Consider the following 12,709-nt stretch of genomic DNA (forward strand, 5'->3'; position numbering starts at 1 on the left):
ACCACCGTGCGGCACGTCATTGCTGGCTGGCTTGCGATGCAGCCCGCGGCGACCGAACACGAATATGCCCAAAGCGGACCTGCCCCTAACATTGCCCGTAGAAAACGCGAGCAATTATTCATATTCAATCTCCGCACCGACTGCTCGCCGGATGTTGGGGATGGGAGCCAGCCATGGCCAATACTTCTGGCGCCGCGGGTGCGGCGCTGACACCGCAGCAAGTGCTGGGACGCTTGTTGCCGATCTCGCTGCTGGTGTTTTTTTGTTTTCTGACGCTGGGCATCATGCTGCCCGTACTGCCCTTGTTTGTGCACCAGCAACTGGGCTTTGGTGCGGTTTGGGTGGGCGTGGTGATCGGCAGCCAGTCGCTGGCGGCGCTGCTGACCCGCGCCTACGCCGGCAAGCTGACCGATAGCCGGGGTGCCGACGTGGCGGTCCGGCGGGGGTTGAGCATGGTGGCGCTGGCGGGGGGCCTGCATTTGCTGGCGGCGCTGGTCCGTGAGCAGGCAGCCCTGAGCTTGGCGTTGTTGCTGGCTGGGCGCCTGCTGCTGGGCAGCGGCGAGAGCCTGGCCGGAACGGGTCTGCTGAGTTGGGGCCTGGGCCGGGTTGGGCTGCCGAATGCCGGGCGGGTGATGGCCTGGATGGGCATCGCCATGTATGCCGCGATTGCGGTCGGTGCGCCACTGGGGGTGCTGTTGCTGCAGGATTATGGTTTTGTGGCGGCCGCCGGCGCGGTCATCGCCTTGCCGGTGCTGGCCTTGCTGCTGAGCCGGATGATCCCGGCCGTGGCGATACCCGCCGGTGTGCGCGAGCCGTTCTACCGGGTGCTGGGCGCCGTCTGGCAACCTGGCATGGGGCTGGCGCTGGCATCGGTCGGCTTCAGTGCCATTGCGGCCTTCATCACCTTGCACTTTGCGGCGCATGGCTGGGCCAACGCATCGGCCACGCTGACCGCCTTTGGGGTGACCTATATCGGTACCCGGCTGTTCCTGGCCGGCCTGCCGGACAAGCTCGGTGGCGCACGCATTGCGCTGGTGTGCCTGGTGATCGAGAGTGCCGGCCAGTTGCTGCTGTGGCAGGCCAGCAGCCAGTGGATGGCCTTTGCCGGGGCCGCGCTGACGGGACTGGGCTTCTCGCTGATCTTCCCTTCGTTCGGGGTGGAGGCGGTCAAGCGGGTGTCACCGGCCAGTCGCGGTACGGCGCTGGGGGCGTATGCCGCCTTCTTCGACCTGGCACTCGGGCTGGCCGGCCCGCTGACGGGACTGGCGGCCAGCCAGTTCGGCTATGACTCGGTCTATCTGCTTGGCGCCTTGTCGGTCGCCTGCGCCTTGCCGGTCGCCGCCGGGCTACTGCGGACTCAGCCAGCCCAGGCCGTCAGCATGGCCCTCGGTGGGACGAAGTAGGCGGCGCCGGTCACGGCGGTGGTGAAGTGCAGCATGTGATCGCTATGACCGTCGCGCCGGGTGACCATGCGGGCCAGCATGCGGGTGAAGATGGTGGGCGTCTTGCAGTAGCTCAGGAACATCAGCCCCTGCTCGGCGCCCACTTCACCATAGGGCAGCGACTGGCGCAGGATTTCCAGCTCCTCGCCATCCTCTTCGATCACGGTACGAGCGATGTGCGAGGTGGGCGGCTTGATGTCGTCGTCCATCTCGATATTGTCTTCCTTGGTCCGCCCTATGGTGCGCTCCTGGGTGGAGACCGGGGTACGGCGCCACTTGGCGAGGTCGTGCACATAGCGCTGCACATGCAGGAAGCTGCCGCCGGCATAGGCGCTGCCATCATCCAGCAACGCGGCGGCGGGACGTTCGTCCTGCGCCGGATTCTCGGTACCGTCGACGAAGCCGGTGAGGTCGCGGCTGTCGCGATAGCGGAAGCCACTGCGCACATCCACCAGGGCAAACTGGCTGGCCAGGCCCTGCCGGGCCAGTTCACCGGCAATGAAGCAGGCATCGTGGCGGTCGCTGCGCAGGTGGACGAAAACGGCGTGCGGGGTGTTGGGGTTGGCGTGAATCGCGTCGTCGAATGCCGGGAAGGGCGCCAGCTCGGCGGGGCCTGCGTCGCCGACCAGCAGCGACCAGGCTTCCGCACCAATGCCGATTGCCCAGCAGTTGCGGGCATCGCTGCCCTCGCCGGCCCAGGCATCCAGTTGCTCACCCAGTTGTGCGAGCGCCTTGCGGGCGAGGGCCGGGTCGGTCCCGCTCAGGTCAAAGGACAGATAGCCGCCGTGGGAATGGCTGGCAGCGCAGACGGCAGTTTGGGCAAGGTCGAGCAGGGACATGGGCGGGAAGCGATCAGGATGCGGATGGCACATTTTAGGGGCTAAAGGTCAGGATGCCAGCCCTCTTTATGGGTATTGGGCACTTCCAGAAACCCCTTTTTCGTCGTGATGCGGCGTGGCTCACGAAAAATATCTCCTTACCTATCAGATATATGCGCGACGATACCTTTCACTCGCGCCTTGCCTCACTGAGAAACCGGGACTACTGGAATCGCCCGATTGCCTGCCAGCGTGCCTGTCTGCTGCGGACGGTACGTGGTCCCGGCCGTCATGGCGTGACGTTAAGCCTTCAGCGCCAATGCCAGGTCCTCGGGCAGCTCGCGCCATTCCCCTTCGGCCAGACCTGCCAAAATGCCCTCGCCCAGCACCAGCGCGCCCATCGCGGAACGGTGCAAGGCCTCGACCCGGTTACCTGCTGCGGCCACCATGCGCTTGACCTGGTGGTACTTGCCCTGGTCGATGGTCATCTCCAACTGATGGGCATTGATCTGTCGGCAAGCCAGCGCGGCCAGCGGCTCGGTCTCGTCGTGCAGCAGCACGCCCGCCAGCAGGGTGGCCACCAGTTCGTCGACGACCGGGTGCTTGCAACTGACCACATAGGTCTTGGGAACATGGCGCCTGGGCGAGGCGAGCGCATGGTTGAAGGGGCCGTCGTCGGTCAGCAGCAGCAGGCCGGTGGTATCGGCATCCAGCCGGCCGACCGGTTGCACGCCGCGCTCGACGAAGTGGGGCGGCAGCAAGGCGAAAACGGGGGTGTGATGCTGCGGGCTGCGCGAACATTCGACCCCGGCAGGCTTGTGCAGTGCCAGATAGAGTTTTTCGCGCCAGGGCCAGGACTCGCCGTCGACGTCCAGCTGCAGGTCCTGCGGTGAGAAGCTGGCGTTCGGCTGCCGACAGGGCTGGCCGTTGACCAGGACACGGCCGGATTCGATCAGGCTGCGGGCGGCCTTGCGGCTGCCAAAGCCTTGCGATTGCAACAGTCGTTCGAGCGGAAGGGGTTTGGAGTTGATCGCCATGGCGCCTGGGTGGTAACGAAAACAGCCCCACCCTGAGGTGAGGCTGTCTGGCTATTTTACCTTGTCTGCGGCGACCGGACGCGGCGGGTATCAGTCCCAGCGCGAGTGGCGATCCCAGCGATCATGCCGTTCCCAACGATCATGGCGGTCCCAGCGGCTGTCATAGCGGCGATCCCAGCCCCGGTCGTAGTGACCGCGCGGTACGTAGACCACGCGCTCGGGCGGGTAGTAGTAGCGCGGGCGTTCGACGATGACTTCGCGGCGGATGACGCGTGGGCCTTCATAACGGGAGTAGCTGCTGCCGCCACGGTAGTAGCCATCGTTGCGATGGTAGCCATCGTGCCGGCTGCTGGCTGCCACGCCGACCAGGCCACCCAGGGCGGCACCGACCAGGGCACCGTCGCGGCCATTGACGTTGTAACCGATGGCCGCACCAGCTGCGCCACCCAGTGCACCGCCCAGGACTGCGCGGGAAGAATCTGCCATCGCCGCCGTACTGGCGAGTGCGCCGGCCAGCAACAGGATGGAAATCGATTTACGCATGGTCTTGCTCCTTGGACACGGCGGGGTGGCCGTCTATGGTTCGCATAGTGGTGCCGAGGGGCTGAATCCTTGCTGAATCGGGCCGCTACTTTTGACCGTTCGTCGGCTCGCTTTTTGGCTATCGTTTAAATAGAAACAATTAAATTGCATACAATTTGATTGCTGACTATATTTCGTCTCGCCAAGCAGGCAAAACCTGTTACCCACTTATGAGGAATACCGCCATGTCCGTCCAAGTTCTCTACACCGCAGAAGCCACCGCCGTTGGTGGCCGTGAAGGCCAGATCGAATCGTCCGATGGCGTGCTGAAGGCCAAGCTGGCCATCCCCAAGGAAATGGGCGGCCCTGGCGGCGCAGCGACCAACCCGGAACAGCTGTTCGCGGCCGGCTATGCGGCCTGCTTTGAAGGTGCCGTGCGCTTCGTGGCCCGCCAGCGGGGTGTGAAGATCGAATCCGCATCGGTCACGGCCCGTGTGGGCGTCGGCCCGCGTGCTGCCGGGGGCTTCGGCATCACCGCCGACCTCGCCGTCACCCTGACCGGCATGGATCGCGCCGTGGCCCAGCAACTGATCGAGACCGCCCACAGCGATATCTGCCCTTACTCGCACGCTACCCGCGGCAATGTGGACGTCAATGTCCATCTAGTTTGAACACAGTCAACCAGGTGTGGGGGGCCTGGGACAGCACCCCACCTGGCAAAGCCAGGTGCTGGCCAGCATCTGATACTCGTGCGGGCTTTGCTTACCTATCACCCCCCCGCCCTCGCCGCCGCGAGGGAGCCTCGCTAACGCTCGTAGCGGTCGCGTCGTTAGCCAGGCGGATTGTGAACCAGGCCCTTTAGGGGGAGCGACGCACAAGGAAACTTATTCTCTGTGTTCACTCATCCGTAGAATGCACAACGCGGTTCATCAGGGCCGCGTTGTGCTTTTCAGGCGATCACCATCATGAACGATACCGACTGGCTGCGGCTCGATGCCCAGCTTTGCTTCCGACTCTATGCAGCCTCCCGCACGGTGACACGCTGCTACCAGCCTTTGCTGGCGGCGCTGGACCTGACCTATCCGCAGTACCTGGTCATGCTGGTGCTATGGGAGGCGGACGACGTGACCGTGAAGTCCATCGGCGAGCGGCTGATGCTGGACTCGGGTACCTTGACGCCCTTGCTCAAGCGCCTGGAGCAGAGTGGGCTGATACGCCGTGAGCGACGGGCCGAGAATGAGCGTGAAGTGAGGGTGATGCTGACCGATGCCGGCCGCACCTTGCGCAACAAGGCAGAAGCCGTGCCGCCCGCCCTGCTGGACGCCATGGGCCTGACGCACGACGAGATCGCCCAGTTGTGTCCCTTGCTGGATCGCTTGCTGAGCCAAAGCCAGGCGGCCTAGCGCCAGCACGGTCGTCGGCGACCGTACGTAATATATTGTGCAGGGTGCGGCGCGCTCGTCTCGTGGAGCAACTACAGTCGGAAGGTAAGCGGGCCACCTGAACGCTCGATATAAACGGACGCGTCTCATGCACGAAGTCCGGAGGAAGAAAATCCATGCTGATCAGCAGCTATAACCCGCTGCTCGTCCTGTTGTCGCTGCTGGTCGCCATTCTCGCCTCTTATACGGCGCTGGATCTCGCGGGCAGGATTACCACGGCGCAGGGGCGCGCCGCGCACTGGTGGCTGGCCGGTGGCGCTAGCGCCATGGGCGTGGGTATCTGGTCCATGCACTTCATTGGCATGCTGGCGTTCCAGTTGCCGATCGAGCTGGGCTACGACCCCTTCATCACCGGGCTCTCCCTGCTCATCGCCATCGCCTCTTCTGCGCTTGCGCTCTGGCTCGTCAGCCAGCAGACCCTGCCCTGGCCAAGGCTGGCCGGCGGCGCGCTGCTCATGGGGGCTGGCGTCGCCTGCATGCACTACACCGGCATGGCCGCGCTGCGCATGGTCCCCGGCATAGACTACATTCCGTCCACCTTCCTGCTGTCGGTCGTCATCGCCATCGGTGCCTCCGGTGCGGCACTCTGGATCGCCTTCAAGCTGCGCCAGCATGGCGCCAAGGTCCGCCTGTTGCGGGGAGGCGCCGCCGTGATCATGGGTGTTGCGATTGTCGGCATGCACTACACCGGCATGGCCGCGGCCCAGTTTCCGGTCGGCAGCGTTTGCGGCGCCGCCCGTGGTGGCGTCAATACCGGCTGGCTGGCCCTGATCATCATTGTGGTTACCTTCGCCATCCTCGCGATCGCACTCATCGTCTCGGTACTCGACCTGCGCCTGGAAATGCGGACCGCCGTGCTCGCCTCTTCCCTGGATGAAGCCAACCAGGAGCTGCAGCATCTCGCCCTGCATGACAATCTCACCAAGCTGCCCAACCGTGTGCTGCTCGCAGACCGGCTGGCCCAGGCCATTCAGCGTATCCGTCGCGACAATGGCCACTTCGCCCTGATGTTCATGGACCTCGATGGCTTCAAGGGCGTCAACGACGCGTATGGCCACCGTATCGGCGACCTACTGCTGGTCACGGTTGCCGAGCGCATCACCCGCAGCATCCGCGCCCAGGACACCCTGGCCCGGGTCGGCGGTGACGAGATGGTATTGCTGTGCAGCGTCAACGAGCCGGCCGATGCCGCCGCCATGGCCGAAAAGCTCACCGCCCTGATCCGCGCCCCTTACATGATCGACGGTCATGAACTGCGCATCTCGGTCAGCGTGGGCATCGCCATGTACCCTGGCGACGGCGAGCACCAGGATGAGCTGCTCAGCAATGCCGATGCCGCCATGTACCACGCCAAGGCGCAAGGGCGGGACGCTTACCGCTTCTTCGAGGCCTCCATGAATGCCGACATGCACCGCCAACTGCAACTGGTGCAAGACCTGCGGCAGGCGCTGGCCCGCAACGAGCTGGTGCTCCACTACCAACCCAAGTTCCGCGCTCCCGCCGGGCCGGTGATCGGTGTCGAAGCCCTGCTGCGCTGGCAACACCCCAGCCGTGGCCTGGTACCGCCCAACGATTTCATCCCTTTGGCGGAAAAGACCGGTCTGATCCTCTCCATCGGCGCCTGGGTCCTGGATGAAGCCTGTCGCCAGATGCGTGTCTGGCGTGATGCCGGCCGCAGCGACTGGACCATCGCCGTCAATCTCTCCGCCATCCAGTTCTCCCACCCCTCGCTGATCCAGACCGTCAGGGATGCGCTCGACCGGCATGGCCTGGAGCCTGCCGGCCTGACGCTGGAAGTCACCGAGACCACCGCCATGCGCGATGCCGATGCCAGCCTGGGTATCCTGCAGATCCTGCACGATATGGGTGTGCGCATCTCCATCGACGACTTCGGCACGGGCTACTCCAGCTTGCTCTATCTCAAGCGCCTGCCCGCGAGCGAGCTCAAGATCGACCGGGGCTTCGTCCGCGACCTGGCACGGGACACGGAAGATGCGGCCATTGTCGCGGCCATCGTTGCCCTCGGTCACACCCTGGACCTCAAGATCGTCGCGGAAGGCGTCGAGACCGCCGACCAGCAAGCCTTCCTCACCCGCCTGGGTTGCAATGCCCTGCAGGGCTTTCTGCTCGGCAAACCCATGCCGGCGGATAGACTGGACGAGGCGCTCCAAGCCGGCACCATGCCCAGCGAGATCGGTTAGGCGCAGCCGGTTCGAGCGCCTGGCGGTTCCGGGCAGGCTGCGGCACACTCTGCGCCTTGTTTCTCACCCCCTGCGGTCACGCATGCTGCTGCCCTACGGTTACCAGGAATTCCCCGCCCACTGGCCGCCCGGTCATCCGATCGAAGCCGACTGGTCCTACCTGGCAGAATCGGATGGTCTGCACCGGGTGCTGCCAGACGGGCGCATCGACCTCATCGCCCACTTCCAGCTCAACCCGCAAGGTGGCGTCGGCCAGCTGGAGTTCATCATCGCCGGTCCTTCCCGCCGCTATTTCATGGTGCCGGTCACCCGGCATAGCGCCTTTCTGGGCGTACGCTTTCGGGCCGGCTGGGGCGGCGCCTGCCTGCGACTCCACCCCGCCGACCTGTGCGATGCCACCCTGGATGACGCCGAGGTAACAGACCTGCTGGGAGATCACTTGCGCGCCGTCCGGCAATCTCGCGAGCTGAGCAGCCTGCACACAGCGCTGCGCGCACTGGCCTCCGGGCTTGCCGCCCAGGCACAGCCGACCGCCAGCCCCGCGACGCAGGAAGCCATCGACCTGTTGCATGTGTCTGGTGGTCGCCTGTCTGTGGTGACCCTCGCCGAACAGGTTGGTAGCAGCGAACGTACCCTGCGCCGTGCCATGCAGCAGGCTGTCGGCCTGCCGGTCAAGACCCTGGCCTCCATCCTGCGCTTCCAGCGCACTGCCCGCCTCTTGCGCGCCGAGCCCACGCTCAGTTTGAGCGCTGCCGCGAGCGAAGGTGGTTATAGCGATCACGCCCATATGGCACGGGAATTCCGTCGCCTCGGCGGCTTCGCACCATCCGACCGACAGCAGGTGACCCACGGCGACCTGCCGCTGTAAGCCTGGCCGATTTATTCAAGACACGCCGCCCGGGCCGCCCTACATTGGCGTTACCTATCCAACGTTCAAGGACCACCATGCGTTTCGGCTACACCATCCTCTACGTGCCCGATGTCACTGCCACCGTTGCTTTCTATGAGCAGGCCTTTTCATTGACACGCCGCTTTGTGCATGAGAGCGGGATGTATGCGGAGATGGAGACCGGTGCCACGGCGCTGGCCTTTGCCGACGAAAAGATGGCGGACATGCACGGCATCGCCATCCGCCCCCAGCGCCCCGGCGAAACCCCGGCGGGCACCGAGATCTGCCTGGTGACGGACGCGCCGGAAGCCGCCTACGCGCATGCGGTCGCGAACGGCGCCGTTGCGCTCAAGATGCCGGAGCACAAGCCCTGGGGACAGGTGGTGAGCTATGTGCGGGATTTGAACGGCTATCTGGTGGAGATTTGTTCGCCGGTCACTGGGTAGCGTGATCGCCAGGCGGGTTGAAATCCGCCAAGCGTGTTGGAAAACCAGCCTTGATTAGCTGCCCGTTGAACCGGATATGCCAGTCGGGATCAAACACTTTGTGCGGGAATACATGCCAGCCATCGGCAACAGGCGCAATTGTTATTGGCTGTAAATCCGTCGATAGCATCGCGAACAGTTCTACGTGATGCCCCGGGGATAGAATCACTTCTTCACAGCTCATCTCAAGAAAAAGCCGCATATCGGTTTGGCTGTCGTTCCGGAACTCGCCCACCATCAAATATTCAGAAAGATTCATAGGTCGACAATTCATTCAAAAAACGCGAAAGTTCGTTGCGAATTGAAAGGGCAATCAAGCATGCCGAGCGCCATCGTTCAGCGTGTCAGAGTCGCCGCTGTGGCTCACTTCTGCTTGCTTAGATCCCGCGCCAACTCGCTACAGGCCTGCAGCCATTCGGTCTCGGTCGAGAGATCCCACTTGAGCTGCGCGGCAGCGATCCCCTCCCGCGCCTCCCGACCGGACAGCTCCGCCTTCACCGCGGCGGGTGGAAGCCCGAACACCTTGCCGAAGGCATTGCGAAAGAGCTCGGCCTGCATGGGCAGGACCTGCGGGCAGGCTCGCTCCATCACCACCACGATGTAGGGCGTACCTATCCTTGGTCCGGCGGCGGCCGAGGTAGCGGTGACAGCGAGTGCGATGGCCAACAAGGCGCGCATGGGGTTGCTCTTCTGAATGACGGGTGTGGTGCCACATCCTAACGGCAAATGACCGCCACAGGCGGCCTGCGCTCAGGCATGGAGCGCCTGTCGGCGCAAAGTAGCCTCAGCATCGGCTCGGTTGATAGGACGGGATGGATACAAGGTCCTGGTGGAAGGCGCTACGCTTTTCCACCCTACGGCACTGTTGCTACAGCAGCTCATCGAAGCCATGAACGAGCGTCAGCCAGGCTCCCCTGCGGCGGCAGGGGTGAGGGGATGGAGTCGATAAAGCGAGGGCGCGTCTGAACATCAAGTGCCGGTTAGCGCCCGGCTGAGCGAAGTCGTTGCCACCTTCAGGTGGCTTACTACTTCGGCCTCCCCCTTGCGGGGATAAGCCGGGCGGTGAGTTGAACTCAGCCGCACCCTGCTGGCCGAGCCTCGCCTAAAAGAAGTCAGCGTAGCGCTTGCGCTCCCAGTCGGAGACGTGGCGGGAATATTCGACCCATTCCATACGCTTGAGGCGGACGAATTCGGTGACGAAATCCTGGCCCAGCGCCTGGGCGAGGACCGGGTTGGCTTCCAGTGCGTCGACGGCCTCACCCAGGTGTTGCGGGACGTAGGCGATGCCGGCTTCCTTGAGTTGACGGGCGTCGTATTCGTACAGGTCGTCATCCACCTTCTTGCCGGGTTGCAGCTGGCGCTCGATGCCGTCGAGGCCGGCGGCGATCAGGGCGGCGGTGACGAGGTAGGGATTGGCGCCAGCATCGGCCAGGCGCCATTCGATGCGGCCGCCGGGGCAGCGGGCCAGCACGGTGCGGTTGTCGCCGTAGGCGATATAGGCGGGAGCCCAGGTCGCACCCGATAGCGAGTTGCCGACCACCAGGCGCTTGTAGCTGTTGACCGTGGGCGCGCAGATCGCCGTCAGTGCCCGGGCGTGATGCAGGATGCCGGCCAGGAAGTGGTAGCCGAGCGCGCTGAGTTCGTAGCCATTCGGGTCGGCTTTGTCCTCGAACAGGTTGCGGCCAGTCTGATCGGCGATCGACAAGTGGAAATGCAGGCCGGAGCCGGCGCGATCGGCGAAGGGCTTGGGCATGAAGCTGCAGAGCATGCCCAGTTGTTCGGCCGCGTGGCTGGCCGCCATCTTGAAGTAGGTGTAGCGGTCGGCGCTGGTGAGGGCGTCGCTGTAGACGTAGTTGATCTCGTACTGGCCGGGAGCGTCTTCATGGTCGATCTGGTAGACGTCGGCGCCGACGGCCGCCATGGCCTCGGTCACCTGTTCCAGGAACTGGCGGTTGGGGCCGCGCGAAAGGCCCTTGTAGTCGTAGCTGGCCTTGTCGAGCACATCGAGTTCGTCGGCCGGGCGGTAGTCGCCGCTGCCATCGCGCTTGAGCAGGATGAATTCCGGTTCGACGCCGGTGTTGAGCGTCCAGCCGCGATCGGCAAGACGGGCAAGCTGCGTCTTGAGCAAAACGCGGGAGCACAGCGGATGGGGCCGGCCGTGGACATGGCCATCGCCCACGACACGGGCGTAGCCGGGCAGCCAGGGGACGGGCGCCAGCGTGGCCAGGTCAGCGCGGGCGTAGTAGTCGCCGCCGTTGCGGGCGATGCCGGTGCCCCAGATGGCGTAGCCGGAGAAGCCTGCGCCGGTGTGGGTGATCAGGTCCAGGTGGCGGGCCGGCACGATCTTGGTCTTGGCGGCACCGTGGATGTCCACGAACTGCGCGAGCAGGTACTCGATCTGGTGGTCGTTCAGCCACTGCTGGGCGTTCGCCAGCGCTGCCTGCTTGTCCTCTTGCGTTGCCATGCTGCACTCGTCGTTTCGTTAGCGGTGCCGCATCCTAACCGGCGGACGGGGGCTTGAGAACGGGGGGAGAGGCAAAGCCAGCCATCGGGAAAGGCGATATTAGGCCGTGGCGGTCAGGGCCTCGGCCACGCCCATGGGGGCATCGAGTACGGTGAAGCGAGGCGTGCCGTGCCAATCGGCACAGCGCTGGATGGCGGTGCGGATATCGGCCAGCAGGCGCTGGCTGACGCGCACGCCGGGTTCCAGGAACAGGGCCTTGACCTCGAACAGGCCTTCCTTGCGATGGGCTTTGGCATCAAGCCGGCCGACCAGCTTGCCGCGACTGAGGATGGGGAGCACGAAGTAGCCGTATTTGCGCCTCTCGGCCGGGGTATAGCATTCGATGCGATAGTCGAAGTCGAACAGTTCGGACGCACGCTTGCGATCCCAGACCACCGGGTCGAAGGGACTGAGCAGCGTGGTGACGGTGGATTGCAGCTTGCCGGCTTCGGCATCGACCAGCAGCGGGGCCAGGTCGCGGTGGACGTAGGCGTCGTGCTTCCAGTCTTCGATCCGGACCGGGATCAGTTCGCCAGAGTCGGCCAGGGCGTGCAAGGCGGCGTCGTACTTGCCGCGCTTGAGGCGGTAATAGTCCGCGACCCAGCCGGCCTTGACGATGCCCAGGGCCTGACAGGACCGGCGGACCATCCCAGCTTGGGCGTGCTCCGGCGTGGGCAGGTCGCGGGCGTCGTTCCAGTGCGGGATTACCCGTTCGGCCAGATCGTAGACGCGCTGGAAGTTGCGGCGTTCCGCCACCATGAGCTTGCCGGCGGTGAACAGGACCTCGAGGTGGCGTTTCTCGGGCTTCCAGTCCCACCAGCCAGTGCCTTTGCCCTCCCCCTTGCGCTCGAAGTCGGCGGAGCGAACCGGGCCTTGCCGCTCGATACGGGCCAACAGGTCGGCGATTTCCGCCTGATGGGTTTCCATCCAGCGGACCGAGAACTTCCAGCCCATGGCGGCAGGATCAAGCATGCGATGGCGCAGGAGGCCATAGTCGCGCGTAGGCACGAAGCAGGCTTCGTGCGCCCAGTATTCATAGAGGCCGCCCTCGGCCAGGGTCTGCTCCAGCCATGAGGGATCGTAGTGACCGAGGCGGCTGAACAGCACCAGGTAGGGGCTGCGGGCGACAACGTGGATGGTATCGATCTGCAGCAGGGCCATGCGCTCGATGGCGCTCAGGACATCGGCCTTGACGGCTTTCTTGCGTGGCGGGCTGAGGAGGCCTTGGGCGGCGAGGTGCAGGGCGCGGGCGCTGGCGAGGGAGAGGTGCTGGGACATGCTGCTAGCTTACCGTTCCGCCGGCGAGATGGTAAACGGGCCGGTTACCGACCAAGGTAACTGGCCCGTCTGTGCGAGCGTCAGCAGGGTGG

Annotated in this window: 13 protein-coding genes; 6 read left to right on the top strand and 7 right to left on the bottom strand. The window is 64.7% G+C overall.

Going from position 1 to position 12,709, the window contains the following annotated elements:
* Nucleotides 1-173: 173 nt before the first annotated feature.
* A complete protein-coding gene (locus ACYVHK_RS16705) occupies nt 174-1,403 on the top strand; it encodes an MFS transporter (protein WP_460534401.1) in 1,230 nt (409 codons plus the stop codon).
* Here the strand turns inward: ACYVHK_RS16705 and ACYVHK_RS16710 are convergent.
* From ACYVHK_RS16710 to ACYVHK_RS16720, 3 genes are all read right to left on the bottom strand, one after another.
* Nucleotides 1,358-2,281 carry a Dyp-type peroxidase gene (locus tag ACYVHK_RS16710; protein ID WP_460534403.1) on the bottom strand — a complete coding sequence of 308 codons (924 nt, stop codon included), beginning with the start codon at nt 2,279-2,281 and terminating at the stop codon, nt 1,358-1,360. The two genes, ACYVHK_RS16705 and ACYVHK_RS16710, sit on opposite strands and share 46 nt — an antisense overlap.
* Nucleotides 2,282-2,562: 281 nt before the next feature.
* Nucleotides 2,563-3,297, bottom strand: a complete 735-nt coding sequence (locus ACYVHK_RS16715) for a pseudouridine synthase (RefSeq protein ID WP_460534405.1) — start codon at nt 3,295-3,297, stop codon at nt 2,563-2,565.
* A gap of 90 nt (nt 3,298-3,387) precedes the next feature.
* Nucleotides 3,388-3,840 carry a YMGG-like glycine zipper-containing protein gene (locus tag ACYVHK_RS16720; protein ID WP_460534407.1) on the bottom strand — a complete coding sequence of 151 codons (453 nt, stop codon included), beginning with the start codon at nt 3,838-3,840 and terminating at the stop codon, nt 3,388-3,390.
* A gap of 224 nt (nt 3,841-4,064) precedes the next feature.
* Here ACYVHK_RS16720 and ACYVHK_RS16725 point away from each other — a divergent pair, with 224 nt between their 5' ends.
* From ACYVHK_RS16725 to ACYVHK_RS16745, 5 genes are all read left to right on the top strand, one after another.
* Complete coding sequence (locus ACYVHK_RS16725) at nt 4,065-4,490, top strand: organic hydroperoxide resistance protein (protein WP_460534409.1); 426 nt, start codon at nt 4,065-4,067, stop codon at nt 4,488-4,490.
* A gap of 294 nt (nt 4,491-4,784) precedes the next feature.
* The gene (locus ACYVHK_RS16730; RefSeq protein ID WP_460534411.1) at nt 4,785-5,222 is read left to right on the top strand and encodes a MarR family winged helix-turn-helix transcriptional regulator; all 438 of its coding nucleotides are present in this window, start codon (nt 4,785-4,787) and stop codon (nt 5,220-5,222) included.
* Between the two features lie 155 nt (nt 5,223-5,377).
* Nucleotides 5,378-7,462, top strand: coding sequence for a putative bifunctional diguanylate cyclase/phosphodiesterase (locus ACYVHK_RS16735; protein WP_460534413.1), 2,085 nt, complete (start codon nt 5,378-5,380; stop codon nt 7,460-7,462).
* A gap of 82 nt (nt 7,463-7,544) precedes the next feature.
* Entirely contained in the window at nt 7,545-8,330 is a 786-nt protein-coding gene (locus tag ACYVHK_RS16740) for a helix-turn-helix domain-containing protein (protein ID WP_460534415.1), read from the top strand.
* Nucleotides 8,331-8,407: 77 nt separating this feature from the next.
* Nucleotides 8,408-8,797: a VOC family protein gene (locus ACYVHK_RS16745; protein ID WP_460534417.1), complete on the top strand. Its 390-nt coding sequence runs from the start codon at nt 8,408-8,410 to the stop codon at nt 8,795-8,797.
* On the opposite strand, the gene ACYVHK_RS16750 is transcribed toward ACYVHK_RS16745, so the two are convergent.
* The 4 genes from ACYVHK_RS16750 to ACYVHK_RS16765 form a co-directional block, all read right to left on the bottom strand.
* Complete coding sequence (locus ACYVHK_RS16750; protein ID WP_460534419.1) at nt 8,787-9,095, bottom strand: hypothetical protein; 309 nt, start codon at nt 9,093-9,095, stop codon at nt 8,787-8,789. The two genes, ACYVHK_RS16745 and ACYVHK_RS16750, sit on opposite strands and share 11 nt — an antisense overlap.
* Nucleotides 9,096-9,199: 104 nt before the next feature.
* Nucleotides 9,200-9,514 (bottom strand): hypothetical protein, encoded by a 315-nt coding sequence (locus ACYVHK_RS16755; RefSeq protein WP_460534421.1) that lies wholly within the window; start codon nt 9,512-9,514, stop codon nt 9,200-9,202.
* A gap of 424 nt (nt 9,515-9,938) precedes the next feature.
* Entirely contained in the window at nt 9,939-11,300 is a 1,362-nt protein-coding gene (gene glnT / locus ACYVHK_RS16760) for a type III glutamate--ammonia ligase (protein ID WP_460534423.1), read from the bottom strand.
* Nucleotides 11,301-11,399: 99 nt separating this feature from the next.
* Nucleotides 11,400-12,617 carry a winged helix-turn-helix domain-containing protein gene (locus ACYVHK_RS16765; protein ID WP_460534425.1) on the bottom strand — a complete coding sequence of 406 codons (1,218 nt, stop codon included), beginning with the start codon at nt 12,615-12,617 and terminating at the stop codon, nt 11,400-11,402.
* Between the last annotated feature and the right edge of the window lie 92 nt (nt 12,618-12,709).

This window comes from Chitinimonas naiadis, assembly GCF_054780835.1.

Bases quoted from the DNA above. Each gene is read 5' to 3' on its own strand.
- ACYVHK_RS16705 (WP_460534401.1), top strand. From the start codon at position 174: ATGGCCAATACTTCTGGCGCCGCGGGTGCGGCGCTGACACCGCAGCAA.
- ACYVHK_RS16710 (WP_460534403.1), bottom strand. From the start codon at position 2,281: ATGTCCCTGCTCGACCTTGCCCAAACTGCCGTCTGCGCTGCCAGCCAT.
- ACYVHK_RS16715 (WP_460534405.1), bottom strand. From the start codon at position 3,297: ATGGCGATCAACTCCAAACCCCTTCCGCTCGAACGACTGTTGCAATCG.
- ACYVHK_RS16720 (WP_460534407.1), bottom strand. From the start codon at position 3,840: ATGCGTAAATCGATTTCCATCCTGTTGCTGGCCGGCGCACTCGCCAGT.
- ACYVHK_RS16725 (WP_460534409.1), top strand. From the start codon at position 4,065: ATGTCCGTCCAAGTTCTCTACACCGCAGAAGCCACCGCCGTTGGTGGC.
- ACYVHK_RS16730 (WP_460534411.1), top strand. From the start codon at position 4,785: ATGAACGATACCGACTGGCTGCGGCTCGATGCCCAGCTTTGCTTCCGA.
- ACYVHK_RS16735 (WP_460534413.1), top strand. From the start codon at position 5,378: ATGCTGATCAGCAGCTATAACCCGCTGCTCGTCCTGTTGTCGCTGCTG.
- ACYVHK_RS16740 (WP_460534415.1), top strand. From the start codon at position 7,545: ATGCTGCTGCCCTACGGTTACCAGGAATTCCCCGCCCACTGGCCGCCC.
- ACYVHK_RS16745 (WP_460534417.1), top strand. From the start codon at position 8,408: ATGCGTTTCGGCTACACCATCCTCTACGTGCCCGATGTCACTGCCACC.
- ACYVHK_RS16750 (WP_460534419.1), bottom strand. From the start codon at position 9,095: ATGAATCTTTCTGAATATTTGATGGTGGGCGAGTTCCGGAACGACAGC.
- ACYVHK_RS16755 (WP_460534421.1), bottom strand. From the start codon at position 9,514: ATGCGCGCCTTGTTGGCCATCGCACTCGCTGTCACCGCTACCTCGGCC.
- glnT (WP_460534423.1), bottom strand. From the start codon at position 11,300: ATGGCAACGCAAGAGGACAAGCAGGCAGCGCTGGCGAACGCCCAGCAG.
- ACYVHK_RS16765 (WP_460534425.1), bottom strand. From the start codon at position 12,617: ATGTCCCAGCACCTCTCCCTCGCCAGCGCCCGCGCCCTGCACCTCGCC.